Source organism: Streptomyces sp. NPDC048420 (assembly GCF_040651535.1).
Lineage (GTDB): Bacteria > Actinomycetota > Actinomycetes > Streptomycetales > Streptomycetaceae > Streptomyces.
In genome coordinates this window covers 440280-463150 of sequence record NZ_JBEZKG010000003.1, presented here as the reverse complement: position 1 = coordinate 463150, position 22871 = coordinate 440280, and the positions used below count along the sequence as shown (strand labels likewise).

Below are 22871 nucleotides of genomic sequence, written 5' to 3'. Positions count from 1 at the left end.
CGAGGGGTCAACACACCTTGCGTTGGTCAGGATGGAGGCATGGGATTCCATGTCGACTCCGAGGCCGGGCGGCTGCGCCGCGTCATCCTGCACCGGCCGGATCTCGAGCTCAAAAGGCTCACCCCCAGCAACAAGGACGCACTGCTCTTCGACGACGTGCTGTGGGTGCGCCGGGCGCGCGCCGAGCACGACGGGTTCGCCGACGTGCTGCGCGACCGCGGTGTCGCCGTCCACCTCTTCGGCGACCTGCTCACCGAGGCCCTGGAGATCCCGGCGGCCCGGTCCCTCGTCCTCGACCGCGTCTTCGACGAGAAGGAGTACGGCCCGCTGGCCACGGACCACCTCCGGGCCTCCTTCGAGACGCTGCCCGCCGGAGAGCTGGCCGAGGCCCTCGTCGGCGGCATGACCAAGCGGGAGTTCCTCGACACGCACGCGGAGCCGACCTCCGTGCGCTTCCACGTCATGGACCTCGACGACTTCCTCCTCGCCCCGCTGCCCAACCACCTCTTCACCCGCGACACCTCGGCCTGGATCTACGACGGCGTCTCCGTCAACGCCATGAAGTGGCCGGCCCGGCAGCGTGAGACGGTGCACTTCGAGGCGATCTACCGCCACCACCCGCTCTTCCGTGACGAAACGTTCCACATCTGGTCCGAGGGGCAGGCCGACTACCCCTCCACCATCGAGGGCGGGGACGTCCTCGTCATCGGCAACGGCGCCGTCCTCATCGGCATGAGCGAGCGGACCACGCCCCAGGCGGTCGAGATGCTCGCGCACAAGCTCTTCGCCGAGGGCTCCGCGCAGACGATCGTGGCCCTGGACATGCCGAAGCGGCGCGCCTTCATGCACCTCGACACCGTGATGACGATGGTCGACGGCGACACCTTCACCCAGTACGCCGGACTCGGCATGCTCCGCTCGTACACCATCGAGCCGGGCGTCGGCGACAAGGAACTCAAGGTCACCGACCACCCGTCGGAGCACATGCACCGCGCGATCGCCGCCGCCCTCGGCCTCGACGCGATCCGGGTCCTGACCGCCACCCAGGACGTGCATGCGGCCGAGCGCGAGCAGTGGGACGACGGCTGCAACGTCCTCGCGGTCGAACCGGGAGTCGTCGTCGCCTACGAGCGCAACGCCACCACCAACACCCACCTGCGTAAACAGGGCATCGAGGTCATCGAGATCCCGGGCAGCGAGCTGGGACGGGGGAGGGGCGGACCGCGCTGTATGAGCTGTCCGGTGGAGAGGGAGGCTGTATAGAAATGCTGAATATCGTATAGACTTCCAGAGTCCTGTTCTCGTCCCTCTGGAGCGCCCCCATGGCGACAGTCCCCACCGCCCTCGCCGGGCGCCACTTCCTCAAGGAGCTCGACTTCACGGCGGAGGAGTTCCTCGGCCTGGTCGAGCTGGCCGCCGAGCTGAAGGCTGCGAAGAAGGCCGGGACCGAGACGCGCCGGCTGAGCGGGAAGAACATCGCGCTGATCTTCGAGAAGACCTCGACGCGCACCCGCTGCGCGTTCGAGGTCGCCGCGGCGGACCAGGGTGCCTCCACGACGTACCTGGACCCGTCCGGCTCGCAGATCGGACACAAGGAGTCCGTACGGGACACCGCGCGTGTGCTCGGTCGTATGTACGACGGGATCGAGTACCGCGGGGACAGCCAGCAGAAGGTCGAGGAGCTGGCCGCGTACGCCGGTGTCCCGGTCTACAACGGACTCACGGACGACTGGCACCCCACCCAGATGCTCGCCGACGTGCTGACGATGACCGAGCACACCACGAAGCCGGTCCCGGAGATCGCCTTCGCCTACCTCGGCGACGCGCGGTTCAACATGGGCAATTCCTATCTGATCACCGGTGCGCTGCTCGGCATGGACGTGCGGATCGTCGCCCCGAAGACCTACTGGCCCGCGCAGGACGTCGTCGAGCGGGCGCATGCGCTCGCCGTGGACAGCGGGGCGCGCATCACCCTCACCGAGTCACTGGAGGAGGGCGTCCTGGGGGCGGACTTCGTCGCCACCGATGTCTGGGTCTCCATGGGGGAGCCCAAGGAGGTCTGGGACGAGCGGATCGCCGCGCTCGCGCCGTACGCGGTGACCATGGACGTACTGCGGGCCACGGGTAATCCCGAGGTCGGGTTCCTGCACTGTCTGCCGGCCTTCCACGACCTCGGGACGAAGGTGGGTCAGGAGATCTTCGAGACCCACGGGCTGGAGTCCCTGGAGGTCACGGACGAGGTGTTCGAGTCGGTGCACTCGGTCGTGTTCGACGAGGCCGAGAACCGGCTGCACACCATCAAGGCGGTGCTGGTGGCGACCCTCGCCTCATAGGGACGGGTGCCACTGCGGCGGTACCACCGGCAGGCGGAACCACACCGCCTTGCCCGTCTCCGTGGGCCGGTGCCCGCACGACGAGCTGAGGGCGCGGATCAGCAGCAGGCCCCTGCCGTGTTCCTGCCACGGGTCCGGGTCCCTGGTGTCCGGCTGGGTCAGATGGCCCGGGGGCGCCGGGTCCGGATCGTGCACCTCTACCTGGCAGCCCGTGGGGAGCAGCTCGACCACGAGCTCTATGGGGGTGTCACCGGCCGTGTGCTCCACGGCGTTCGCCACCAGCTCGGCCGTCAGCAGCTCCGCGGTGTCGCTGTCCGCCCCGTGCTCCAGCTCGGCCAGCGCGGTGCGGACCAGAGCGCGTGCCACGGGCACGGCCGCGGCGGAATGCGGCAGCGCGATGCGCCAGGAGGCGGAGGCTGAGGGGCGATCTTGCAAGGCGGTTCCGTTCATGAGCAGGCTGTCCTGCTTTCAACCGTATGAATGGTACGGCGCCGTCGGCAGAGGCGTCCGGCGGGAGCCGTACGGGACCTTCGGCCCCGTTGGCAGGCGGCTTACCCGTAGCAACGGCTTGCCTCGCGCGGCTGATCCCGCCGTTGCCGGTCTGTCGACGAGCCGTGACGGATGTGACGGGGCCAGGTCGGATTCACAGGGTCGTATCGCGCACTCGTGACGACAGTCAAACTTGGGTGATAGCTTCGAGGTAGAGCACAGCTCCCCCCGGTCCTCGAACCTCGCACTTCGCCCGAGCACGAGGAGGCCGCACGATCATGAGCCCGTTCACCGGCTCCGCCGCCCGCACCTCCGACTGGCAGCACCTGCGCGTCGACCTCACCGACGGCGTCGCCACCGTCACCCTCGCCCGGCCCGAGAAGCTCAACGCACTCACCTTCGGCGCCTACGCCGACCTGCGCGATCTGCTCGCCGAGCTGTCGCGGGAACGTTCCGTCCGCGCCCTGGTCCTGGCCGGCGAGGGCCGCGGCTTCTGCTCCGGCGGCGACGTCGACGAGATCATCGGCGCGACCCTCGCCATGGACACCGCCCAGCTCCTCGACTTCAACCGGATGACGGGCCAGGTGGTGCGTGCCGTACGGGAGTGTCCGTTCCCCGTGATCGCGGCCGTGCACGGGGTGGCGGCCGGGGCCGGGGCGGTGCTGGCCCTGGCCGCCGACTTCCGGGTGGCCGACCCCTCGGCCCGGTTCGCGTTCCTCTTCACCAGGGTCGGCCTGTCGGGCGGAGACATGGGCGCGGCCTATCTGCTGCCGAGGGTGGTGGGACTGGGGCACGCGACCCGCCTCCTGATGCTGGGCGAGCCGGTACGGGCACCGGAGGCCGAACGGATCGGCCTGATCAGCGAGTTGACGGACGAGGGCGGAGCCGACGGAGCTGCTCTCGCTCTCGCCCGCCGCCTGGCCGAGGGCCCGGCATTGGCGTACGCCCAGACAAAGGCGTTGCTTACGGCGGAGCTGGACATGCCGCTGGCGGCGGCTGTGGAACTGGACGCCTCGACCCAGGCCCTGCTGATGAACGGCGACGATTACGCAGAGTTCCATGCGGCGTTCAAGGAGAAGCGACCGCCGAAATGGCAGGGGCGGTGAGGATGTCCGCCCCAGGGGCGCGGGGAACTGCGCGACCAGCCACAACGAACCCGCAGCCGCCCCACAAGACCAGCCGCCCCCTACGAGTCGCGATCATCGGCGGCGGCCCCGGCGGCCTCTACGCCGCCGCCCTGCTCAAACGCCTCGACCCCCGCAGAGAAGTCACCGTCTGGGAACGCAATGCCCCCGACGACACCTTCGGCTTCGGCGTGGTCCTCTCCGACGAGACCCTCGGCGGCATAGAACACGCGGACCCCAAGGTCTACGAGGCCCTACAGCACCACTTCACCCGCTGGGACGACATAGACATCGTCCACCGAGGCATCCGCCACACCTCCGGAGGCCACGGTTTCGCGGCCCTGGGCAGGAAACGACTCCTGGAGATCCTCCACGACCGCTGCCGAGAGCTCGGCGTACACCTCCGTTTCCGCACCACGGCCCCACCCGACCTCGCCCGCACCCACGACCTGGTCGTCGCCGCCGACGGAGTCAACAGCACCACCCGTCAGGCGCACCAAGATGTGTTCCGGCCCCATGTGGCCACCCACCACTGCCGTTACATCTGGCTCGCCGCCGACTTCCCCTTCGACGCCTTCCGGTTCGAGATCGCCGAGACCGAACACGGCGTCATGCAGCTCCACGGCTACCCCTATGCCCCCGACGCCTCCACCGTGATCATCGAGATGCGCGAGGAGGTCTGGAGAGCTGCCGGGTTCGACGACGTCACCCCGCAGGAGTCGACGGAGAGCTGCGCCAAGATCTTCGCGGAGGCGCTGCAAGGCCGCCCCCTGCGCTCCAACAAGTCCGCCTGGACCACCTTCCGCACGGTGGTCAACGACCACTGGTCGCACGGCAACACCGTGCTGCTCGGCGACGCCGCCCACACCGCCCACTTCTCCATCGGCTCCGGCACCAAGCTCGCCGTCGAGGACGCCCTCGCCCTGGCGGCCTGCCTGGAGGAAAAGCCGGACCTGCGCACGGCGTTGGCGGCCTACGAGGCGGAGCGCAAACCGGTCGTCGCCTCCACGCAGCGCGCCGCCCGCGCCAGCCTGGAGTGGTTCGAGAACCTTGGCCTGTACCTCGATCAGCCGCCCCGCCAGTTCGCCTTCAACCTGCTCACCCGCAGCCGCCGCGTCACCCACGACAACCTGCGCCTGCGCGACGCCCGTTTCACCGGCGCCGTGGAGCGTGAGTTCGGCTGCGAGCCCGGTACGCCCCCGATGTTCACCCCGTTCCGGCTGCGCGGCCTGACCCTGCGCAACCGGGTCGTGGTGTCGCCGATGGACATGTACTCCGCGACCGACGGCCTCCCGGGCGACTTCCACCTGGTGCACCTGGGTGCCCGGGCGCTCGGCGGCGCCGGCTTGGTGATGACCGAGATGGTGTGCGTCTCACCCGAGGGCCGCATCACGCCCGGGTGCACCGGCCTCTACAACGGCAGACAGGCCGCGGCCTGGAAACGGATCACCGACTTCGTGCACACGCGGTCACCGGGCACCGCGATCGGCGTGCAGCTCGGCCACAGCGGGCGCAAGGGCTCGACCAAGCTGATGTGGGAGGGCATCGACGAACCGCTGCCGGACGGCAACTGGCCGGTCGTTGCCCCGTCCTCGATCCCGTACAAGCCCTTCAACCAGACCCCGCGCGAACTCGGCCGCGCCCAACTCACCGACATCCGGGAACAGTTCACGGCGGCCGCCTGGCGTGCCGCCCGCGCCGGCTTCGACCTTCTCGAACTGCACTGCGCCCACGGCTATCTGCTCTCCGGCTTCCTGTCCCCGCTGACCAACCGGCGCACGGACCGCTACGGCGGCTCGCTCACCGAGCGGCTCCGCTTCCCGCTCGAAGTCTTCGACGCCGTGAGGGGGGTGTGGCCGCAGGAACGGCCCATGACCGTCCGTATCTCCGCCACCGACTGGGCCGAGGGCGGGAACACGGCCGAGGACGCCGTCGCCATCGCCCGCGCCTTCGCCGCGCACGGCGCCGACGCGATCGACGTGTCGACCGGGCAGGTCGTGGCCGAGGAGCACCCGGAGTACGGGCGGTCGTACCAGACGCCGTACGCCGACCGGATCCGGCACGAGACCGGCGTCCCGGTGATCGCGGTGGGTGCGATCTCCTCGTGGGACGACGTCAACTCGCTGCTCCTGGCCGGTCGTACGGACCTGTGCGCACTGGCCCGCCCGCATCTCTACGACCCGCACTGGACCCTGCACGCGGCCGCCGAGCAGGGCTACGGGGGTCCCGGCGTCGTCTGGCCCGACCCCTACCGCGCGGGCAGCCGCCGCCCGCAGACCGGACGTACGGACGCCCCCAAGCCCCGGCTCACCTTGGGGACTTGAGAGCGGCCCCCCGGGATCACAGACCGACGAACGCGGCTCCCGCGTCCCGCAGCCGCTCGTGCAGCCCTCGGAACACCGCCGCCGCCCGCTCGCCCGGCCAGTTCTCCGGGAGCAGCGGGGCGGGCAGGCCGGGGTCGGCGTAGGGGAGGTGGCGCCAGGAGTCGAGGGCCAGCAGATAGTCGCGGTAGGCCTCCTCCGGTGGGGTGTCGACCCGGTCCTGCCAGGCGTGCAGCACGCGCGCGTGGCGGTCCAGGAACGCCTCGTGCTCCTTGGCGATCGCGGCCAGGTCCCACCAGCGGGCGACCGCCTCGACGGTCGCCGCGAAGCCGAGGTGCTCACCGCGGAAGAAGTCGACGTACGGGTCGAGCCGCAGCCGCTGGAGCGTGTGCCGGGCCTCCTCGTACAGCCGCGCGGGGGCGATCCACACCCCGGGAGCCGCCGTGCCGAAGCCGAGTCCGGCCAGCCGGGAGCGCAGTACGTGCCGCTTCTGCCGTTCCGACTCGGGTACCGAGAACACCGCGAGCACCCAGCCCTCGTCCTCGGGCGGCCGCACGGCGTAGATGCGTCGGTCGCCGTCGTCGAGCAGCTGACGGGCGTCCGGCGACAGCGCGTACCCGGCCGCGCCCTGGGGCGTACGGGCCGGAAGGAGCAGTCCGCGCCGCTTGAGCCGGGACACCGACGAGCGTACGGAGGGGGCGTCCACCCCGACCGCGGCCAGAAGCCGGATCAGCTCGGCGACGGGCACGGGGCCGGGTACGAAACGGCCGTAGGCGCCGTAGAGCGTGACGATGAGAGACCGTGGTGCATGCTGGTCGGACACGTTGATCATCTTAGGTCTTGTGGATCACTGCTGGTCACATCGGTGCGCAGCCTGAACCGCTGGAGTTTGCCGGTCGCCGTGCGCGGGAGCGCGTCCATGAAGACGATCTCGCGCGGGCATTTGTAGGGCGCCAGTTCGGACCTGACGAAGGCGCGCAGGGTGTCGGCGTCCCGCTCGGCGCCCTCCTTGAGGACGGCGTAGGCCACGACCACCTGTCCGCGCTCCTCGTCGGCCCGGCCCACCACGGCCGCCTCGACCACGTCCGGGTGGCGCAGGAGCGCGTCCTCGACCTCGGGGCCCGCGATGTTGTAACCGGCCGAGATGATCATGTCGTCGGCACGGGCCACATAGCGGAAGTAGCCGTCGTTCTCGCGGATGTACGTGTCGCCGGTGATGTTCCAGCCCGCCCGCACGTACTCGCGCTGCCGCGGATCGGCGAGGTAGCGGCAGCCGACGGGCCCGCGCACGGCGAGCAGCCCGGGTTCGCCGTCGGGCACCGGCTCTCCGTCGGCGTCCTGCACGCGCGCGTGCCAGCCGGGAACGGGCACCCCGGTGGTCCCGGGCCTGATGTCCTCGTCCGCCGCGGAGATGAAGATGTGCAGCAGCTCGGTGGCGCCGATGCCGTTGACGATCCGCAGCCCGGTCCGCTCCTGCCAGGCGTGCCAGGTGGCCGCGGGCAGGTTCTCGCCGGCGGAGACGCACCGGCGCAGGGACGAGACGTCGTGCGTGTCGAGTCCGTCGAGCATCGCGCGGTAGGCGGTGGGAGCGGTGAACAGGACGGAGACGCGATGCTCGGCGATCGCCGGCAGCAGCTGCCGGGGATGGGCCTGTTCTAGGAGGAGGGAGCTGGCGCCCGCGCGCATCGGGAAGATCACCAGGCCCCCGAGTCCGAAGGTGAAACCGAGCGGGGGACTCCCGGCGAACACATCGTCCACGTGTGGTCGGAGCACATGCTTCGAGAAGGTGTCGGCTGTCGCGAGCACATCCCGGTGGAAGTGCATACAGCCCTTGGGGCGCCCGGTGGTCCCCGAGGTGAAAGCGATCAGCGCCACGTCGTCGGCCGCGGTGTCGACGGCGGTGTACGGCGTCCCGGGCGCCTGCCGGTTCAGGAGGTCGTCCGGGGTGTCGCCGCCGTACGTCGTGATCCTCAGGCCCGGTATCTCGGCCTTGGCGAGGTCGTCGACGGCCCGTATGTCGCACAGGGCGTGCTCGATGCGCGCGATCTCGCACATCGTGGCCAGCTCGTGCGGCCGCTGCTGGGCCAGCACGGTGACGGCGACCGCGCCCGCCTTCAGCATCGCCAGCCAGCAGGCCGCGAGCCAGGGGGTGGTCGGGCCGCGCAGCAGGACACGGTTGCCGGGGACGACCCCGAGTTCGCCGCTGAGGAGATGGGCGAGCCGGTCGACGCGGGCGCGGAGGGTGCCGTACGTCCAGGTGTCCCCGGCGGGGGTGTGGAACGCCGGGCGGTCGTCGGGCGGGCCCGTCAGCAGCTCGACGGCACAGTTCAGCCGATCGGGGTAACGGAGCTCCGGAAGGTCGAAGCGGAGCTCCGGCCACTGGTCGGGGGGTGGGAGGTGGTCGCGCGCGAAGGTGTCGACGTGGGCCGAGACGTTCATGGCGGGTCGCCCCCTGCCTTGTGGGCCGCCTTGTGGGCGTCGATGGTGGGCTCGCACAAGGAGCGTATCGTGTTGGTGACGACAGTCAACGGCACGCGATACTGTCGTAGGGCCCTGTCGTAGGACCCCGTCGAGAGAGGGGACCGGCGATGCCCGCATTCTCGCTCGATCCATCACAGACCGCCCGTTGTGCGGAGCTGCGCACCCTCGCCGCCGAACGGCTGCGCCCGCTCGCGGAGAAGGGCGAGCCGGGCCGGGTGAATCGTCCCCTGGTAGCCGAGCTCGGCCAACTGGGCCTGCTGGGGCGGCTGTTCACCTCCGGCGCCCTCGATCTCTGTCTGATGCGGGAGTCCCTCGCCTACGCCTGCACGGAGGCGGAGACGGCTCTGGCCCTGCAAGGTCTGGGCGCCCACCCCGTCCACGCCCACGGCACCCCGGCCCAGCGTGAGCGCTGGCTGCCGGCGGTGAGCGAGGGCAGCGCGGTGGCCGCGTTCGCGCTGAGCGAGCCGGGAGCGGGGTCGGACGCGGCGGCGCTCGCCCTGGCCGCGGCACCCGACGGCCCCTCCCGCTGGCGGCTCACCGGTGCGAAGTGCTGGATCTCCAACGCTCCCGAGGCCGACTTCTGCACCGTCTTCGCCCGGACCACCCCCGGGGCCGGAGCCCGTGGCGTGACCGCGTTCCTCGTGCCCGCCGACCGTGCCGGACTCACCGGCAGTGCCCTCGACATGCTCTCCCCGCACCCCATCGGCGCCCTCGCCTTCGACGCCGTACCGGTGAGCGCCGACGACGTCCTCGGCGAGGTGGACCGCGGCTTCCGGGTGGCCATGGGCACCCTCAACCTCTTCCGGCCCAGCGTCGGCGCCTTCGCCGTCGGCATGGCGCAGGCCGCGCTGGACGCGACCCTGGCCCACACGGCTCAACGGGACGCCTTCGGCGGCAAGTTGCGGGACCTGCAGTCCGTCGCCCACACGGTCGCCGAGATGGCCCTGCGCACCGACGCGGCCCGTCTCATGGTGTACGCGGCGGCGACGGCGTACGACGAAGGCGCCCCGGACGTGCCGAAGCGGGCGGCGATGGCCAAGCTGCTCGCGACCGAGACCGCGCAGTACGTCGTCGACACAGCGGTCCAACTCCACGGCGCACGCGCCCTGGAGCGCGGCCATCTGCTGGAGCACCTGTACCGGGAGGTGCGCGCCCCCCGCATCTACGAAGGGGCGAGCGAGGTCCAACGGGGCATCATCGCCAAGGAGTTGTACGCGGACCTGGAGGTCTCTTGAGCGCCGAGCGCATCAACCCGCCCGAACTGTCCCCGCCCACCGGCTTCTCGCATGCGGTCGTCGCCACCGGGTCCCGGGTGGTCTTCCTGGCGGGGCAGACGGCCCTCGACGCCGACGGCAAGGTGGTGGGGGAGACGCTCCCCGAGCAGTTCGAGCGGGCGCTCACGAATCTGCTGACCGCCCTGAGAGCGGCCGGTGGCACGCCGGCGGACCTCGCCCGGGTCACGGTCTACGCCACCGACATCGCCGCCTACCGCGCCCATGTGGGTGAACTGGGCGGTATCTGGCGGGAGTTGGCGGGCCGTGACTACCCGGCCATGGCGGTCGTCGAGGTCGTACGACTGTGGGACGACCAGGCGGCGGTGGAGCTCGACGGCTTCGCGGTGCTGCCCTAGCGTCGGGGCATTCCTGGAAGCGCGGGTTCGGCTCGCGCCGACAGCGAGGTCAGGCGGCGACGGCCAGCTGTCCGGCCGGCACGCGGTGGGGTGCGACGATCCGGCCGTCGGGCAGCAGCTCGCCGGTGTCGTCGAAGACGATCGCGCCGTTGCAGAGCAGGTTCCAGCCCTGCTCGGGATGGGCGGCGACGACGTGCGGGGCGATGCTGTCGGACGAAGGGCACGAAGCCTGGTGAGAACACATGGCGCACCTCCACATTCGTAGGACCGTCCCTATGGGGTCCGCATCCGTATGGGTAGACCATGCCCCCGCCGCGAACTCATCGGAACGGCCCGACGTGAAGCGTGACAACACGCGGACAACTCTCGGACGGTTCCACGACGCTCGATGCGGACTCGCCACCGAAGGAGTGACGATCACGGCGGCCGGCGCGCGTACCCGGTAGCAGTGGAGGCCCCTGTTCACCTCGCCCCGGGAGGCCCCCATGCCCGTACGTCCCGCCCTCGCCGCCGCTGCCGGTGCCGTGCTGTTCCTGCTCGCCGTCCCCGCCTCGCCCGCGGGCGCCGACCCGTACGAGTCCGTCACCGTCGACCCCCTCGGCCGGATCGCCGAGGACGGCACCGTGACGCTCTCCGGCACCTACCGCTGCACCGGCGGCACCGGCCCGGTGTTCGTGAGCTCCTCCGTGGGCCAGAGCTCCCCGTCGGTCCGCCACGGCATCGGCGGCACCCGCGCGGTGTGCGACGGCGTCGAGCACGTCTGGGAGAACACGGGCAAGACCACGCCGGGGGCCCTCGAACCGGGCGCGGCCCGGGTCGAGGCCACCCTCATGGAACTCAGCCTCCAGGGCGGCCTGCCGCTGCCCCGCTTCCACGCGACCGGGCAGCAGGACATCACGCTGACGCAGGCCTGACCGCGCGAGCTGTGCCACAAGTCGAAGCTCACCGCACCAGTCTGATCTCCGGAGGCCACACCACGCCCTCGGCCAACAGCAGGGCGGGGCCCAGGTGTTGAGGGCACACGACCTGCGGCGGCCGGGCGTGGCAGGCGATCTCGAAGCGGGCGCGGGCCCCGCACTCCTCGCCGTCACGCGGCCCGGAGTGCCGGCTCGCGCAGCGCAGCGCGGGCGGGGTGTCCGCGGCCGTCACCGGACGCCCGCCGTCGCCGTGGAGGTCTGTTCAGGGGTGGCCAGGGCCATGGTGTCCTCCTTCGGTCCGGCAGCCGCCGGGCGGGGGACCGGGCAGCCGCGCCCCGCCCTCCACGCTAGGAACGGGCAGGGCGGGTGGCCCGTCCGGTAGGCCATCCGAGTGAAGGCGGACCGGCTTCCCGTGCCACGGGGGATGGTCAGACCGGGTACGCGTGCGTCTGCGCCGCCTTTACCGCCGCCCAGACCTCCGCCCCCGGATGCAGATCGAGTTCGGCCGCCGCGACCGTGGTGAGATCGGCGGCGAGGGGGAGCTCGCCGGTGAGGTCGGCGCGGATCTGGTCGCCGTGCGTCTCCAGGCCCGCCACCTCGCAGCGCCAGTGGTTGCGGGCGCTGGAGCCGGCGGGCGGTACGCGGTAGAGGGTCACCGCGCTTGGCGGGAAGGCCACGAACACGGGTCCCGAGAGGTCTTCCGTGGTGGTGAGGGCGGGCCCCGCGTCGAGCCGGACGGTGTGGCCGTCGGCCTCGCCCCGGTAGAGGTTCAGGCCGACCAGCTGGGCGATGTAGTCCGTGCGCGGGTGACGGGCGATGTGGGAGGGGGCGCCCTCCTGGACGACCTCGCCGTGTTCGACGACCACGAGACGGTCGGCGAGGACCATGGCGTCCAGCGGATCATGCGTGACGAGTACGGCGACGGCCTCGAACTCGGCCAGGTGTCGCCGGAGCTGGGCCCTCACCTCCAGACGGGTACGGGCGTCGAGGGCGGCGAGGGGCTCGTCGAGGAGCAGCAGCCGGGGGAGGGTGGCCAACGCACGGGCCAGGGCCACGCGTTGGGCCTGGCCTCCCGACAACTTGCGGGGCCTGGCGCCCGCGTGGGCCGCGAGACCCATCCGGTCGAGCCACTCGGCGGCCTGCGTACGGGCCTCCGCCTTGGACGCGCCCTGGCAGCGCGGGCCGAAGGCGACGTTGTCGAGGGCGGTGAGATGCGGGAAGAGCAGATAGTCCTGGAACACCACGCCGACGGGACGGGACTCCGGCGGCGTACGCTCCAACGCCGCGCCGTCCAGCCGTAGATGACCGCCGGTGAGCGGGGTCAGACCGGCGAGGGCGCGCAGGGCGGTGGTCTTGCCGGCCCCGTTCGGACCGAGCAGCGCGACGACCTCGCCGGGGGCGACGGAGAGCGACACGTCGAGCCGGAAGGAGCCGCGCTCGACGACGAGGTGGGCGTCGAGGCCGCACGGGGTGGGGGCGGGGCCGTCGGGGGTGGTCGCGGGGCCGTGGGGGGTGGTTGCGGGGCCGTGGGGGGTGGTCGCAGGGCTGCCCGGGGTGGTTGCGGGACCGTTCGGCGGGGTGGCGGAGTGGGTCGGCGTAGTGCTGGGGTCGTTCGGCAGGGTGCCCGGGTTCCTCGACGTGGTACCGGGGTCGCGCGGAGCGGCGTCGGAGCGGGCATCGGGGGTGGCGTCATGGGTGCCGGGCATCGCACCCTCCTCGGTGTCGCTCATCCCGCCGTCATCCAACGATCGCGCAGTCCCGCCAGCACCGCCACGGACACCGCCAGCAGCACCAGGCTGAGGGCGATAGCCGCCTCCGGATCACTCTGGAGGGCCAGATACACGGCGAGCGGCATGGTCTGGGTGCGTCCCGGGAAGTTGCCGGCGAAAGTGATCGTCGCGCCGAACTCGCCGAGCGCCCGCGCCCAGGCCAGCACCGCCCCCGCCGCGATACCCGGCGCGATCAGCGGCAGCGTGACCCGGCGGAACGCGGTGAAGCGGGAGGCGCCCAGCGTGGTCGCGGCCTCCTCGTAGCGCGGGTCGGCGGCCCGCAGGGTGCCCTCCACGCTGATGACGAGGAACGGCATCGCGACGAACGCCTCGGCTACCACGACCCCGGCGGTGGTGAAGGGGAGCGTGATCCCGAACCAGGCGTCCAGCCACTGCCCCACGACCCCGTTACGGCCCAGCGCCATCAGCAGCGCGACACCGCCGACGACCGGCGGCAGCACGAGGGGGAGGGTGACCAGGGCGCGGACCAGACCGCGGCCCGGGAACTCGACACGGGCCAGCAGCCAGGCCAGCGGTACACCGACGACCAGGCTCACCGCGGTCGCGGCCGTGGCGCAGACCAGGGACAGCTGGAGCGCCTGCCAGACGTCGGTGCTGGTCAGCTGCTCGGGCATGCTCCGCCAGGGGGCCCGTACAAGCAGGGCGACCAGCGGCACGATCAGGAACGCCAGACCGAGCAGCGCGGGCACGAGGAGCGGCAGGGGCACACCGCGGGCGACTCCGGCGGTCCGGACACGCCGACGCAGCGGCCCGCCCCGGAGGGGCTCGGTCGCGGCGGCGGACGGGTCGGTACGGCTCACGGCTTGAGGAACCCGGCCTCGGTCAGCACCTTCTGGCCCTCGGCGGACCGCACGAGCGCGATGAACGCCTTGGCGGTGGCGGTGTTCTTCGACTCGTTGAGCAGGGTGATCGGGTAGTCGTTGACGGCGTCGGCGGACTCGGGGAACTCCACGCCCTCCACCTTGTCACCCGCCGCGCGCACATCGGTCTTGTAGACGACGGCCGCGTCGGCCTCCTTCAGCTCGACCTTCGTCAGCGCGGCCTTGACGTCCTGCTCGTAGGAGACCGGCGTGAGCTTCAGCTTGCTCGCGTCCAGGGCCTTCTGTGCGGCGGCGCCACAGGGCACCTCCTTGTCGCACAGCACGACCTTCAGGTCCGAGTCGGTCAGATCCCTGAGCGACGCGACCTTGTCCGGGTTGCCGGGCAGGGTGGCGATCTCCAGTTGGTTGCGCACGAAGGTGGCGGGCGTGCCGGAGGCGTCCCCCGCGTCCGTGACGATCTTCATCGTCTTGGGGCTGGCGGAGGCGAACACGTCCGCCGGGGCGCCGCCGGTGATGCTCGCGGCCAGCGAGTCGCTGCCGCCGAAGCTGAAGGTGACCTTCGTGCCCGGGTGGGCCTGTTCGAACTCCTTGCCGAGCGCGGTGAAGCTCTCCTGGAGCGAGGCCGCGGCGAACACGGTCACCGTGCCGGAGAGCTCGCCCGAGGCGGACGCGGGGGAGTCCGACTTGGTGGACGAGTCGGATGAGCCGGACGAGCCGGACGAGCCGGACGAGCCGGACGACGAGCAGCCGCTCAGGGCCAGCAGTGCTGCGGCGCCCGCCCCGGCCACCTGCAGGGTCCGGCGGTTCCTGAGCGCGGTACGGGTCATCACGGGTCCACTTTCTCGGCGGGATGCATACGCCGATGATACTGACGCAGATGCGAGGCAAAAGCCTCCTGTCGTATCGCATGAGCCGCAACTGTGATCCATGGGGTTGGCATGTGCGTTAGTACGGGACGTTGATCCGGGTGGGAGAGAAATCCGTTGCCGGGGATGATCCAGGTCAATATGTTCGGGCCCATGGCAGATGACGAACCCACGCGCGCGGCACAGCTGTTGGACGCTCAGGCGAAGGCCGTCCGGCTCTTCGCGGAGATCGACAAGCGCGGGCTGATCGCGCCGGGTGAGGGCGAGCGGGCGGTGAGCGACCGGGTCCGGGACCTGGCGAACGAACTGTTCGGCACGACCCGGCACTGGCACAAGCGGATCGTGCGCTCGGGGCCGAACACGCTCATGCCGTACCGGGAGAACCCGCCGGACCGTGTGATCGCCGCGGACGACATCGTCTTCGCCGACTTCGGGCCGATCTTCGAGGAGTACGAGGCCGACTTCGGCCGTACCTTCGTCCTGGGCGACGACCCGGTCAAGCACCGGCTCCGCGACGACCTGCCGAGGATCTTCGCGGCCGGGCGGAGGTTCTTCGAGGCCGACCCGGACATCACCGGCGCGCGGCTGTACGCCGAGGTCGAGCGGCTGGCCGCCGAGTCCGGCTGGAAGCTGGGCGGTTGGCACGCAGGGCACCTCGTCGGGGAGTTCCCGCACGAGTGGATCGACGGCGCCGACGTCGAGTCGTACATCGCGCCCGCCAACGACACCCCGCTGCGCCGCACCGACAAGGCGGGGCTCCGGTGCCACTGGATCCTGGAGATCCATCTCATCGACGCGGAGCGGGAGTTCGGCGGCTTCTACGAGGAGCTGCTCACCCTCTGACCCCGTTCAGGTGCGGTCGATGTGCACGTTCGTCGACTTCACCCGCGCGGTGGCCTCCACCCCGACCTCCAGGCCGAGCTCCTCCACGGCCTCCCGGGTCAGCAGCGACACCAGCCGGTGCGGGCCCGCCTGGATCTCCACCTGGGCGGCGACGTCGCCGAGCTTCACGGCGGTGACGATGCCGGGGAAGGCGTTGCGGACGGAGGTGTGGGACACGCCTTCCTCACCGTCGCCCTTGGCCAGCTCCACGGAGAACGCGGCCAGGTCCTTCCCGTCGATGAGGCGCCGCCCGCCCTCGTCCCGGTGCGTGGGCACCCGCCCGGCGTCCGCCCACCGCCGCGCGGTGTCGGGGCTCACGCCGAGCAGCCGTGCCGCCTGGCCGATCGTGTAGGACTGCATACGCGCCAAGATAGGCGATCGGCGCCGTCGGAACGTTTCCGGCCGTGGGTCGTCCTGCGGCGACGGCCGTGGTCGTACGACGATGCAGGTCCTGGTCGCTCACAGCAGCGGCGAGTCCTCGACAACCGGTCGACAGGCAAGGCCACGCACCGCTGTGATGACCGCGCACCGCTGTGATGGCCGCGACCGCCCGTCGCACGGACCGGGCCGGCCATGGGAGTTGGCCTGGTCGATACTCAGTTCCCGCAGCGGGCGGGGTTGCCCCTGAAGCTGCTCCACCCCGCTGGCTCTGACCATGTGATCTGCCGGCTGGGCGAGGAACTGTCCGTCCGGCTGTCCCGCCATGCCGGAGCCGTCGGGCAGGCCATGGCGGCACAGCGCCTCCCGCCATGAGGCGTTCGCGCGGCGGCTGACGACCGGATGACGGCGGTGCGCCCCAACTCCTCATGTTGGAACTCACGGCTCTCCGCTCCAGCACTGTGGGTCGGGCGGAGGGTGCACGGGTGGTGACGATATGCTTACATGCTGGCCCGGAAATCTTCGGCGTGACGTCGTCGCTGGGTGTCGGAGGATGTGAGAGGGAGCCGGTTGAGCGGAGTGCGAGGGCCGGGGGGAGGCGATGGGATGCGGCAGGCAGGTGTGCTCGACGTCGGGTGCCACAGTGCTCTGCTGACGGTGGTGCGGCGGCGTCCTGGCACGGTGCTGGAGCCGGTGTTCTCCCGCAAGGTGCGGTTGAGGCTGCACGAGACCCTCGACCGCAAGGGGCGGCTGGAGAAGGCCGGCATGAAGAGTGTCGAGCGGGCAGTGGCCGAGACCCTTGCCGCGGACCCGCGTCTGCGTGGACCGGAGGTGTTCGCGTTCGCGACCTCCGTCATTCGGGACGCGCCCAACCGCGACGAGGTCATCGCGCGAGTGGCCCGCACCACCGGCACCCGCCTGCGCGTGCTGACCGGCGAGGAGGAGGCGCGGCTGGCCTATGTGGCCGCCCGCCAGTGGGCCGGGTCGACGGACGGGCAGTTGCTGGTCCTGGACATCGGCGGCGGAACCGTGGAGATCGCCTCCGGCACCGGAGGCCAGCCCCGCGTCGTCAACTCGTTGCCGCTGGGCGCCCGGAGGATCACCCGGGACTGGTTTCCCGGCGGCACCGCGCCGTCCCGACGGCGCCTCGCCGAGGTCCTGCAGCATCTCTGCGAGTCTCTGGAAGCTGTCCCCGGCCTGCCGCAGGCCGAGCGGGGAGGGCGGGTGCTGGCCTGCTCCAAGACCTTCGAACAACTCGCCCGGCTTGCTGCCGCCCAGAGCGGGACACCGCGCACAAGGCGACGGCTGACGCTGCCCCAACTGCGCGCGGCAGTCTCCCTGCTGGCCGATGCGGCACCGTCCCACCGTGCCAAGCTGCCGGGCATCTCCCGGCATCGCGCCGAGCAGTCTCTGGCCGGAGCCTTGATCGCGCAGGCCCTCATGGAAGCCTGCGGGGCCAAGAGCGTCGAGATCTGCCCCTGGTCCACCCGGGAAGGGCTGTTGCTCGAACATCTCGGCGTGGCTCCCACCCCCGGTCGCCCCCGCCTCGTCGGCTGAGCCCTGCGGACCTGGCCCCCCCCGAAGGCTCTCCCGAAGTCGGCATCCACCTCCTGGACGCGCCGCCTCGCACCCTCCCATCGCGGCAGCGGGCACACCGGCTGTAAACCAGCAGTGATCCCGTACCGCGTCGGACCTGGACGGTGTACGACGCGGGCGACTCCGACAGGCCACGGCGGCGAGCCACAGGGATGGCGTCGGGGAGCTCGCGGACGCCATCCCCGAATCCTTCGGTTCGTTCGCGGGCTATGCCCTCTGGCACCCAAACGATCTCCCGTTTGCCGGCAACGCCGGTGGCAGCTACTGGGTGCTCGACACCAACCCTGACGGTGCACCCCGCAGAATCGCACGGCACGACGAGCTCGGCACCACAACCTTCCGCCCGCACGAGATGTGGGCTTGACGTGGCGGATCACCCGGTGATTCATCAGCCGAATCAGCCGGGGTGCTGGAACTGGGTAGCTGCGCGGCACGGGCCGTTGCAGCACCGTCCTCGCTGATGGCCTGGGGCAACACGGGGCCGCCCCTGCTGGGGTGAGGCCGGCCGGTTTCTACCTCCGTCATGGCCGCCATCCTCACCACGCGGTCGCCCGTGCGCGGCGGGCGACGGCTCGTGAGGGGTGAAGCAGCGCCCAACCCCAAGACCGGCAAACGCGAGCGCACGGCCCTGTACGGCAAGTGCACCCCGCGTTCCTTCGACACACTCCAGGATGCCAGGACCTGGCGCGCCCAGACGGGGTGCGGCGGCATCGTCGTATCAAATGTCCCGGAACAGACCAGCGAACACGGTGACCTGCCCTGATGAGCTGCTGATGGCAGCTGACCTGCGCGTATGACCTCTCCCCGCCGGGTTGCACGGCCCTGTCGTTCACGCTGGTCGTTCAGGCTGCCGGGACTTGCACAAAGCGCCCCGTTACGTGCAGGTCGGCCTCAATGCGAGCGGCCGTGGCGCGCAGTTCCGGCAGGATGTTCTTGACGCACTCCGCAGCCGAACGGCGGCTGCAGTGCATATTGACGTTGATCGCCGCGACGAGGCAGCCGTTGCGGTCACGTACCGGAACGGCGATCGAGCGAAGGCCTGCTTCCAGTTCTTCGTCGACCAGGGCGTAGCCCTCCTCGCGCACCCGGTCGAGGATCACCGTCAGGTCGGTGGGCCGGGTGACTGTGCGGCGGGTCAGTGCCCCCATCCGCGCCTTGGACAGCCGAGCGGAACGCTCGGCTGCCGGGAGATCGGCCAGCAGGACCCGGCCCGTGGAGGTCGCGTAGGCGGGCACGCGTGAGCCCACGGCGATGTCGACGTCCATGATGCGGCCCGCGGCGACCGAGACCGCGCACTGCACGTCGCTGCCGGTGAGCACGGACAGGGACGTCGAGTCCTGCAGCCGTCGGGTGAGTTCGGCGAGGTGGGGGTGCGCGATACGGGTGAGCGTCGTCTTGGACAGCGGTGGGAAGCCCAGGGCGAGAACCCGTGGAGTGAGCCGGAAGGCCCGGCCACGCCCTCTGACATAGCCGAGATGCTCCAGGGTTATCAGGGCGCGGCGAGCCGTCGCGCGAGGCAGGCCGGTGCGTTGGGCGACCTCGGAGAGTGTCAGCTCCGCACGGCCCTCACCGAATGCGGTGACGACGGTCAGACCGCGGGCCAGGGATGCGATGAACTCCCCGCCCAGTTCTTGTTTGGAGGCGCTCGTCCATGTGGCAAGGCCCGAGGGGGCGCTCGGCGGTTCGGGAGGCGGGGCGTCGGCCAGCTCTCGCTCCATGGTGGCCGACGCGGTACGGAGTCTGGGCAGAAGGCACTCGCGCAACGAGTCCGCACTGTGCCTGCTGGTATGGCTCACGACACTCGCCACACAGGCGATCCGGCCGTCCGGGGCGCGAACCGGAACGGATGCCGCGACGAGACCCGGCTCGATCAACTGGTCGTCCAGTGCCCAGTTCTGCGCCCGCACCTCTTCCACTCTGTGTTCGAAATCCTCGGCGGCGGCGCTGTGCGTTCGAGGGGGGATCGCCGGGAAGCCGAGGAGCCCGGGGTCGGTGATCTGACGTTCTCGCCACCGTGCCCAGTCCTGCGCGCTCCATTCGGTTGCCAGCAGCGGGCCGGGGGCGGTGCGTTCGGCGGGCAGCAGGTCGCCGATGCGGAAGCTCAGTGACAGAACGCGGCGGCGGATCGCCTGATGGATGAAGCGGATGCCGTCACCGTCCGGCACTGCGAGGGACACCGACTCGTCGAGTTCGTCGGCGAGGCCCTCGGCGTGCACGCTCAGCAGGTCGGGGAGGCGCAGAGCGGCCAGGTAGGCGTTGCCCAACTCCATCAGGCGGGGGGCGAGGACGGCGTTGCTGCCGTCCAGGCGCACGTACCCCATGCGCGCGAGTGTTCCGGTGACCCGGTCGATGGTGGAGCGGGCCAGCCCGGTGACACGTCCCAGGTCGCTGAGGCCGACCGTCCCTCCGAGGTCGGTGAGCCCGTGCAGCACGGCGATACCGCGCATGAGGGGGGTCACTGCCTCCTCCGGCGGCGTGAGCGCCGAAACCGGGTCGGCGGACGGCACGGTGTGGGTCGATGTCATGGGCTCTCCGCGGCGGCTGTCTCGTCCCTTGGGTGAATGATGCCTGGCGGGTGCGGGGTTTCGGCACGCCGTTGCGGCAACGGCGAGACCCGGAACGTTGCGGGAGCTCCGGCTGCGGAGACGGGACAGTGATCACGAGGGGCCGACGGCAGGGCCGCGGGGAGCCGACGGGCGGGAGGAAGTCCCAGCGGGCGGCTCCCTGACCCGGTGCCTTCCGTGTGCTCGGTGGTGAGCGCGGCCTTGGAGGTGATGGTGCGGGACTCCGGCCTCCATACCGGGCGGTGTCTAGGACTCCGTGTGCTGCAGGACGAGGCCAGGACTGCTGTCGTCCGGCGGCGCCTCCGTATCGCCGTTGTGGTGTTTGGCCCGTTGGATCTGCTCGTAGACGTGGGCGCGCAGTTCGGCGAAGCGGGTGCTGGAGCGGGTGTGCAGCTGGTCGCGCTCGTCGGGGAGGTCGATGGTGAGGTCCTCCTGGACGATGGTCGGGGACTTGGACAGGATGAGGGTGCGCTGGCCGAGGTAGACCGCCTCGTCGATGTCGTGGGTGACGAACAGGACGGTGACGCCGAGCTCCCGCCACAACCGGCGGATGAGGTCCTCCAGTTCGGCGCGGGTCTGTGCGTCGACGGCCGCGAAGGGCTCGTCCATGAGCAGCACCTTCGGCTCGTACGCGACCGCGCGGGCGATCGCGACGCGCTGCTGCATGCCTCCCGAGAGCTGCCAGGGGTACGCCTCGTGGGCGTCGGCGAGGCCGACGACCTCCAGGGCGTGGTCCACCAACTCCCGCTCGCGCGCCTTGCCGAGCTTCTTGCGGCGCAGGGGCAGGGCGACGTTGTCGCGCACGTTCATCCAGGCGAACAGCGAGCGGCCGTACTCCTGGAAGACGACTGCCATGCCGGGCGGGGGCCCGGCGACCGGACGGCCGTCGAGGCTTACCTCGCCGGCTGTGGGGGTGAGCAGCCCGGCCATGCATTTGAGCAGTGTGGTCTTGCCGCATCCCGACGGGCCCACCATGCATACCAGTTCGCCGGCACCGATATGGAAAGTCAGGTTCCGCAGTGCTTCGACATTGCGGTTTCGTCCGGTGTAGATCTTTTGCAGGTTGCGTACGTCAAGCATCGACGTCTCCTTGTCAGGGGTTGCGCTGGGCGCGGCGCAGGCCGTGGTACCAGGCCAGGAACCGGCTCTCCGCGAATCGGAAGAGCAGCGACATGGCGAATCCGAGCAGACCGAGCAGCAGTACGCCGCTCCACATCTCGGGGATCGCGAACGAGCGCTGGAACTGCACGATGGTGAAGCCGAGCCCGTTGCTCGCGGCGAACATCTCGCTGATGACCATGAGGATGATCCCGATCGACAGGGACTGCCGCATGCCCGTGACGATCTGCGGGCTGGCCGAGCGGAGCACCAGATGCCACAGCCGGGAAGGGCCGGTGATGCCGTAGGACCGGCAGGTGTCACTCAGCACCTCGTCGACGGCGCGGACGCCCTCGACCGTGTTGAGCAGGATCGGCCACATGCAGCCGCTGACGATGACGAGCACCTTCATGGTGTCGCCGATGCCCGCGAACAGCATGATCACCGGGACGAGCACGGGCGGCGGAATGGCCCGGAAGAGTTCCAGGACCGGCTCCAGGACGTCCCGTACGACACGGCTCATACCGACCAGCAGGCCCAGCCCGACGCCGATGACGACGGCGAGGAGGTAGCCCGCGGTGAGCCGGACCAGACTGGGCAGGACGTCGGACACCAGCCGTTCGCCCGCCCAGACCTCCCCGAACTTCTGCAGGATGGTGGACAGCGGCGGGAGGTAGAAGTCGGTGCTGTCGGCGGTGGCGAACCACCACACGGCGAACAGGACCGCGGGCAGACCCGCGATCAGCGAGGCCCGGCGGGCCACGGTGAGGACCGTCGTGTGAGTCATCGGGCTATCCCTCCCTGCGCAGAGACTGGTGCCAGTGCAGCGCCCGCCGCTCGACCGCCCGCGCCACCAGGTTGACGGCGACCCCGAGCAGCCCGGTGACCAGCACCAGCGCGTAGACCCGCGGCACGGCACCGGAGGTCTGCGCGACGGCGATCTCGTGGCCCAGACCGGGCGAGCCGATGACGAGTTCCGCGGTGATCGCGAGGACCAGGGCCACGGTGGACGCCAGCCGGACACCGGTCATGACGTACGGCAGCGCGGTGGGCCACAGGACGTACCGCACCCGCCCCCACCTGCCCAGTTGGTAGCTGCGGGCGGTGTCGTCCGCGACCGGGTCGACGTCCTGCGTACCGGCCAGCACCTGGACGAGCACCTGCCAGAACGAGGCGTACACCACCAGGAGCAGCGTCGATCGCAGTTCGGTGCCGTAGAGCAGTACCGCCACCGGGATCAGGGCCACGGACGGGATCGGCCGCAGGAACTCGATGGTGGAGGCGGTGACCGCACGCAGCACGGGAACGGAGCCGATGACGATTCCGGCCGCCACCCCCGCCACGACGGCGATGGCGAGGCCCAGACTCCAACCGGTGAGGGTGTCACCGAGCGAGGTCCAGAACGTGTCCTCGGCCAGCAGGTGCCACAAGGCCCTGGCCATCTCCGAAGCGGGCGGGAGGTAGTCGGCGGAGACCAGTCCGGTGTGCGGCAGCACTTCCAGTACCACCACCAGACCGGCCAGTCCGGCCAGCCCGCGCAGCGGAGCGGTGGCGCCGCCCAGGCCGCGCGGGGCGCGGGCA

Annotated in this window: 23 protein-coding genes and 2 pseudogenes; 12 read left to right on the top strand and 13 right to left on the bottom strand. The window is 70.9% G+C overall.

The window, feature by feature from the left end; translation table 11 throughout:
• Positions 1-39: 39 nt before the first annotated feature.
• Positions 40-1263: an arginine deiminase gene (locus tag AB0D34_RS07025; RefSeq protein ID WP_362657648.1), complete on the top strand. Its 1224-nt coding sequence runs from the start codon at positions 40-42 to the stop codon at positions 1261-1263.
• A gap of 59 nt (positions 1264-1322) precedes the next feature.
• Positions 1323-2333: an ornithine carbamoyltransferase gene (gene argF / locus AB0D34_RS07020; protein WP_362657645.1), complete on the top strand. Its 1011-nt coding sequence runs from the start codon at positions 1323-1325 to the stop codon at positions 2331-2333.
• On the opposite strand, the gene AB0D34_RS07015 is transcribed toward argF, so the two are convergent.
• A complete protein-coding gene (locus tag AB0D34_RS07015; protein ID WP_362657642.1) occupies positions 2328-2783 on the bottom strand; it encodes an ATP-binding protein in 456 nt (151 codons plus the stop codon). The two genes, argF and AB0D34_RS07015, sit on opposite strands and share 6 nt — an antisense overlap.
• 317 nt (positions 2784-3100) lie before the next feature.
• Here AB0D34_RS07015 and AB0D34_RS07010 point away from each other — a divergent pair, with 317 nt between their 5' ends.
• Both AB0D34_RS07010 and AB0D34_RS07005 read left to right on the top strand, forming a co-directional pair.
• A complete protein-coding gene (locus tag AB0D34_RS07010) occupies positions 3101-3928 on the top strand; it encodes an enoyl-CoA hydratase family protein (RefSeq protein ID WP_362657639.1) in 828 nt (275 codons plus the stop codon).
• A 2-nt stretch (positions 3929-3930) separates the two neighbouring features.
• Positions 3931-6270: a bifunctional salicylyl-CoA 5-hydroxylase/oxidoreductase gene (locus AB0D34_RS07005; RefSeq protein WP_362657636.1), complete on the top strand. Its 2340-nt coding sequence runs from the start codon at positions 3931-3933 to the stop codon at positions 6268-6270.
• A 16-nt stretch (positions 6271-6286) separates the two neighbouring features.
• Here the strand turns inward: AB0D34_RS07005 and AB0D34_RS07000 are convergent, their stop codons facing one another.
• Together AB0D34_RS07000 and AB0D34_RS06995 are read right to left on the bottom strand one after the other, a co-directional pair.
• Entirely contained in the window at positions 6287-7099 is an 813-nt protein-coding gene (locus tag AB0D34_RS07000; protein WP_362657633.1) for a PaaX family transcriptional regulator C-terminal domain-containing protein, read from the bottom strand.
• Complete coding sequence (locus tag AB0D34_RS06995; protein ID WP_362657630.1) at positions 7096-8706, bottom strand: AMP-binding protein; 1611 nt, start codon at positions 8704-8706, stop codon at positions 7096-7098. Before AB0D34_RS06995 ends, AB0D34_RS07000 begins: the two co-directional genes overlap by 4 nt.
• Positions 8707-8855: 149 nt before the next feature.
• Between AB0D34_RS06995 and AB0D34_RS06990 the strand changes: the two genes are divergently transcribed.
• Entirely contained in the window at positions 8856-9983 is a 1128-nt protein-coding gene (locus tag AB0D34_RS06990; protein WP_362657627.1) for an acyl-CoA dehydrogenase, read from the top strand.
• Positions 9980-10378: a RidA family protein gene (locus AB0D34_RS06985; protein ID WP_362657625.1), complete on the top strand. Its 399-nt coding sequence runs from the start codon at positions 9980-9982 to the stop codon at positions 10376-10378. Before AB0D34_RS06990 ends, AB0D34_RS06985 begins: the two co-directional genes overlap by 4 nt.
• A gap of 49 nt (positions 10379-10427) precedes the next feature.
• Here the strand turns inward: AB0D34_RS06985 and AB0D34_RS06980 are convergent, their stop codons facing one another.
• Positions 10428-10622 carry a DUF5999 family protein gene (locus AB0D34_RS06980; protein WP_362657622.1) on the bottom strand — a complete coding sequence of 65 codons (195 nt, stop codon included), beginning with the start codon at positions 10620-10622 and terminating at the stop codon, positions 10428-10430.
• 241 nt (positions 10623-10863) lie between these two features.
• Here AB0D34_RS06980 and AB0D34_RS06975 point away from each other — a divergent pair, with 241 nt between their 5' ends.
• Complete coding sequence (locus AB0D34_RS06975; protein WP_362657619.1) at positions 10864-11292, top strand: DUF6299 family protein; 429 nt, start codon at positions 10864-10866, stop codon at positions 11290-11292.
• Between the two features lie 28 nt (positions 11293-11320).
• Here AB0D34_RS06975 and AB0D34_RS06970 read toward each other — a convergent pair whose 3' ends face one another.
• From AB0D34_RS06970 to modA, 4 genes are all read right to left on the bottom strand, one after another.
• A complete protein-coding gene (locus AB0D34_RS06970) occupies positions 11321-11527 on the bottom strand; it encodes a hypothetical protein (RefSeq protein WP_362657616.1) in 207 nt (68 codons plus the stop codon).
• Between the two features lie 196 nt (positions 11528-11723).
• Positions 11724-13025 (bottom strand): ATP-binding cassette domain-containing protein, encoded by a 1302-nt coding sequence (locus AB0D34_RS06965; protein ID WP_362657613.1) that lies wholly within the window; start codon positions 13023-13025, stop codon positions 11724-11726.
• Positions 13022-13885 carry an ABC transporter permease gene (locus AB0D34_RS06960; protein WP_362657610.1) on the bottom strand — a complete coding sequence of 288 codons (864 nt, stop codon included), beginning with the start codon at positions 13883-13885 and terminating at the stop codon, positions 13022-13024. The genes AB0D34_RS06965 and AB0D34_RS06960 overlap by 4 nt, the downstream gene beginning before the upstream one ends.
• Entirely contained in the window at positions 13882-14733 is an 852-nt protein-coding gene (modA, locus tag AB0D34_RS06955) for a molybdate ABC transporter substrate-binding protein (RefSeq protein ID WP_362657855.1), read from the bottom strand. Before modA ends, AB0D34_RS06960 begins: the two co-directional genes overlap by 4 nt.
• A 192-nt stretch (positions 14734-14925) precedes the next feature.
• On the opposite strand from modA, the gene AB0D34_RS06950 reads away from it, so the two are divergent.
• Entirely contained in the window at positions 14926-15615 is a 690-nt protein-coding gene (locus tag AB0D34_RS06950; RefSeq protein ID WP_362657607.1) for a M24 family metallopeptidase, read from the top strand.
• A gap of 6 nt (positions 15616-15621) precedes the next feature.
• On the opposite strand, the gene AB0D34_RS06945 is transcribed toward AB0D34_RS06950, so the two are convergent.
• Complete coding sequence (locus AB0D34_RS06945) at positions 15622-16014, bottom strand: helix-turn-helix transcriptional regulator (protein ID WP_362657605.1); 393 nt, start codon at positions 16012-16014, stop codon at positions 15622-15624.
• A 213-nt stretch (positions 16015-16227) separates the two neighbouring features.
• On the opposite strand from AB0D34_RS06945, the pseudogene AB0D34_RS06940 reads away from it, so the two are divergent.
• The 4 genes and pseudogenes from AB0D34_RS06940 to AB0D34_RS06925 all read left to right on the top strand — a co-directional run.
• Positions 16228-16380 (top strand): annotated as a pseudogene (locus AB0D34_RS06940) (phosphotransferase); the annotation flags it as partial.
• A 258-nt stretch (positions 16381-16638) separates the two neighbouring features.
• Positions 16639-17589, top strand: coding sequence for a hypothetical protein (locus tag AB0D34_RS06935; protein ID WP_362657603.1), 951 nt, complete (start codon positions 16639-16641; stop codon positions 17587-17589).
• A 174-nt stretch (positions 17590-17763) separates the two neighbouring features.
• Positions 17764-17839 (top strand): annotated as a pseudogene (locus AB0D34_RS06930) (superoxide dismutase); the annotation flags it as partial.
• A gap of 312 nt (positions 17840-18151) precedes the next feature.
• A complete protein-coding gene (locus AB0D34_RS06925; RefSeq protein ID WP_362657600.1) occupies positions 18152-18391 on the top strand; it encodes a hypothetical protein in 240 nt (79 codons plus the stop codon).
• 79 nt (positions 18392-18470) lie between these two features.
• On the opposite strand, the gene AB0D34_RS06920 is transcribed toward AB0D34_RS06925, so the two are convergent.
• The 4 genes from AB0D34_RS06920 to AB0D34_RS06905 form a co-directional block, all read right to left on the bottom strand.
• Positions 18471-20153, bottom strand: a complete 1683-nt coding sequence (locus AB0D34_RS06920; RefSeq protein ID WP_362657597.1) for an IclR family transcriptional regulator C-terminal domain-containing protein — start codon at positions 20151-20153, stop codon at positions 18471-18473.
• A 285-nt stretch (positions 20154-20438) separates the two neighbouring features.
• Positions 20439-21272: an ABC transporter ATP-binding protein gene (locus AB0D34_RS06915; RefSeq protein WP_362657594.1), complete on the bottom strand. Its 834-nt coding sequence runs from the start codon at positions 21270-21272 to the stop codon at positions 20439-20441.
• 13 nt (positions 21273-21285) lie between these two features.
• A complete protein-coding gene (locus AB0D34_RS06910) occupies positions 21286-22077 on the bottom strand; it encodes an ABC transporter permease (protein ID WP_362657591.1) in 792 nt (263 codons plus the stop codon).
• A 4-nt stretch (positions 22078-22081) separates the two neighbouring features.
• Positions 22082-22852: an ABC transporter permease gene (locus AB0D34_RS06905; protein ID WP_362657852.1), complete on the bottom strand. Its 771-nt coding sequence runs from the start codon at positions 22850-22852 to the stop codon at positions 22082-22084.
• Between the last annotated feature and the right edge of the window lie 19 nt (positions 22853-22871).

Excerpts from the sequence above, each read along its gene's own strand:
- AB0D34_RS07025 (WP_362657648.1), top strand. The coding sequence starts at position 40 with ATGGGATTCCATGTCGACTCCGAGGCCGGGCGGCTGCGCCGCGTCATC.
- argF (WP_362657645.1), top strand. The coding sequence starts at position 1,323 with ATGGCGACAGTCCCCACCGCCCTCGCCGGGCGCCACTTCCTCAAGGAG.
- AB0D34_RS07015 (WP_362657642.1), bottom strand. The coding sequence starts at position 2,783 with ATGAACGGAACCGCCTTGCAAGATCGCCCCTCAGCCTCCGCCTCCTGG.
- AB0D34_RS07010 (WP_362657639.1), top strand. The coding sequence starts at position 3,101 with ATGAGCCCGTTCACCGGCTCCGCCGCCCGCACCTCCGACTGGCAGCAC.
- AB0D34_RS07005 (WP_362657636.1), top strand. The coding sequence starts at position 3,931 with ATGTCCGCCCCAGGGGCGCGGGGAACTGCGCGACCAGCCACAACGAAC.
- AB0D34_RS07000 (WP_362657633.1), bottom strand. The coding sequence starts at position 7,099 with ATGATCAACGTGTCCGACCAGCATGCACCACGGTCTCTCATCGTCACG.
- AB0D34_RS06995 (WP_362657630.1), bottom strand. The coding sequence starts at position 8,706 with ATGAACGTCTCGGCCCACGTCGACACCTTCGCGCGCGACCACCTCCCA.
- AB0D34_RS06990 (WP_362657627.1), top strand. The coding sequence starts at position 8,856 with ATGCCCGCATTCTCGCTCGATCCATCACAGACCGCCCGTTGTGCGGAG.
- AB0D34_RS06980 (WP_362657622.1), bottom strand. The coding sequence starts at position 10,622 with ATGTGTTCTCACCAGGCTTCGTGCCCTTCGTCCGACAGCATCGCCCCG.
- AB0D34_RS06975 (WP_362657619.1), top strand. The coding sequence starts at position 10,864 with ATGCCCGTACGTCCCGCCCTCGCCGCCGCTGCCGGTGCCGTGCTGTTC.
- AB0D34_RS06965 (WP_362657613.1), bottom strand. The coding sequence starts at position 13,025 with ATGAGCGACACCGAGGAGGGTGCGATGCCCGGCACCCATGACGCCACC.
- modA (WP_362657855.1), bottom strand. The coding sequence starts at position 14,733 with ATGACCCGTACCGCGCTCAGGAACCGCCGGACCCTGCAGGTGGCCGGG.
- AB0D34_RS06950 (WP_362657607.1), top strand. The coding sequence starts at position 14,926 with ATGGCAGATGACGAACCCACGCGCGCGGCACAGCTGTTGGACGCTCAG.
- AB0D34_RS06945 (WP_362657605.1), bottom strand. The coding sequence starts at position 16,014 with ATGCAGTCCTACACGATCGGCCAGGCGGCACGGCTGCTCGGCGTGAGC.
- AB0D34_RS06935 (WP_362657603.1), top strand. The coding sequence starts at position 16,639 with ATGCGGCAGGCAGGTGTGCTCGACGTCGGGTGCCACAGTGCTCTGCTG.
- AB0D34_RS06925 (WP_362657600.1), top strand. The coding sequence starts at position 18,152 with ATGGCCGCCATCCTCACCACGCGGTCGCCCGTGCGCGGCGGGCGACGG.
- AB0D34_RS06920 (WP_362657597.1), bottom strand. The coding sequence starts at position 20,153 with ATGACATCGACCCACACCGTGCCGTCCGCCGACCCGGTTTCGGCGCTC.
- AB0D34_RS06915 (WP_362657594.1), bottom strand. The coding sequence starts at position 21,272 with ATGCTTGACGTACGCAACCTGCAAAAGATCTACACCGGACGAAACCGC.
- AB0D34_RS06910 (WP_362657591.1), bottom strand. The coding sequence starts at position 22,077 with ATGACTCACACGACGGTCCTCACCGTGGCCCGCCGGGCCTCGCTGATC.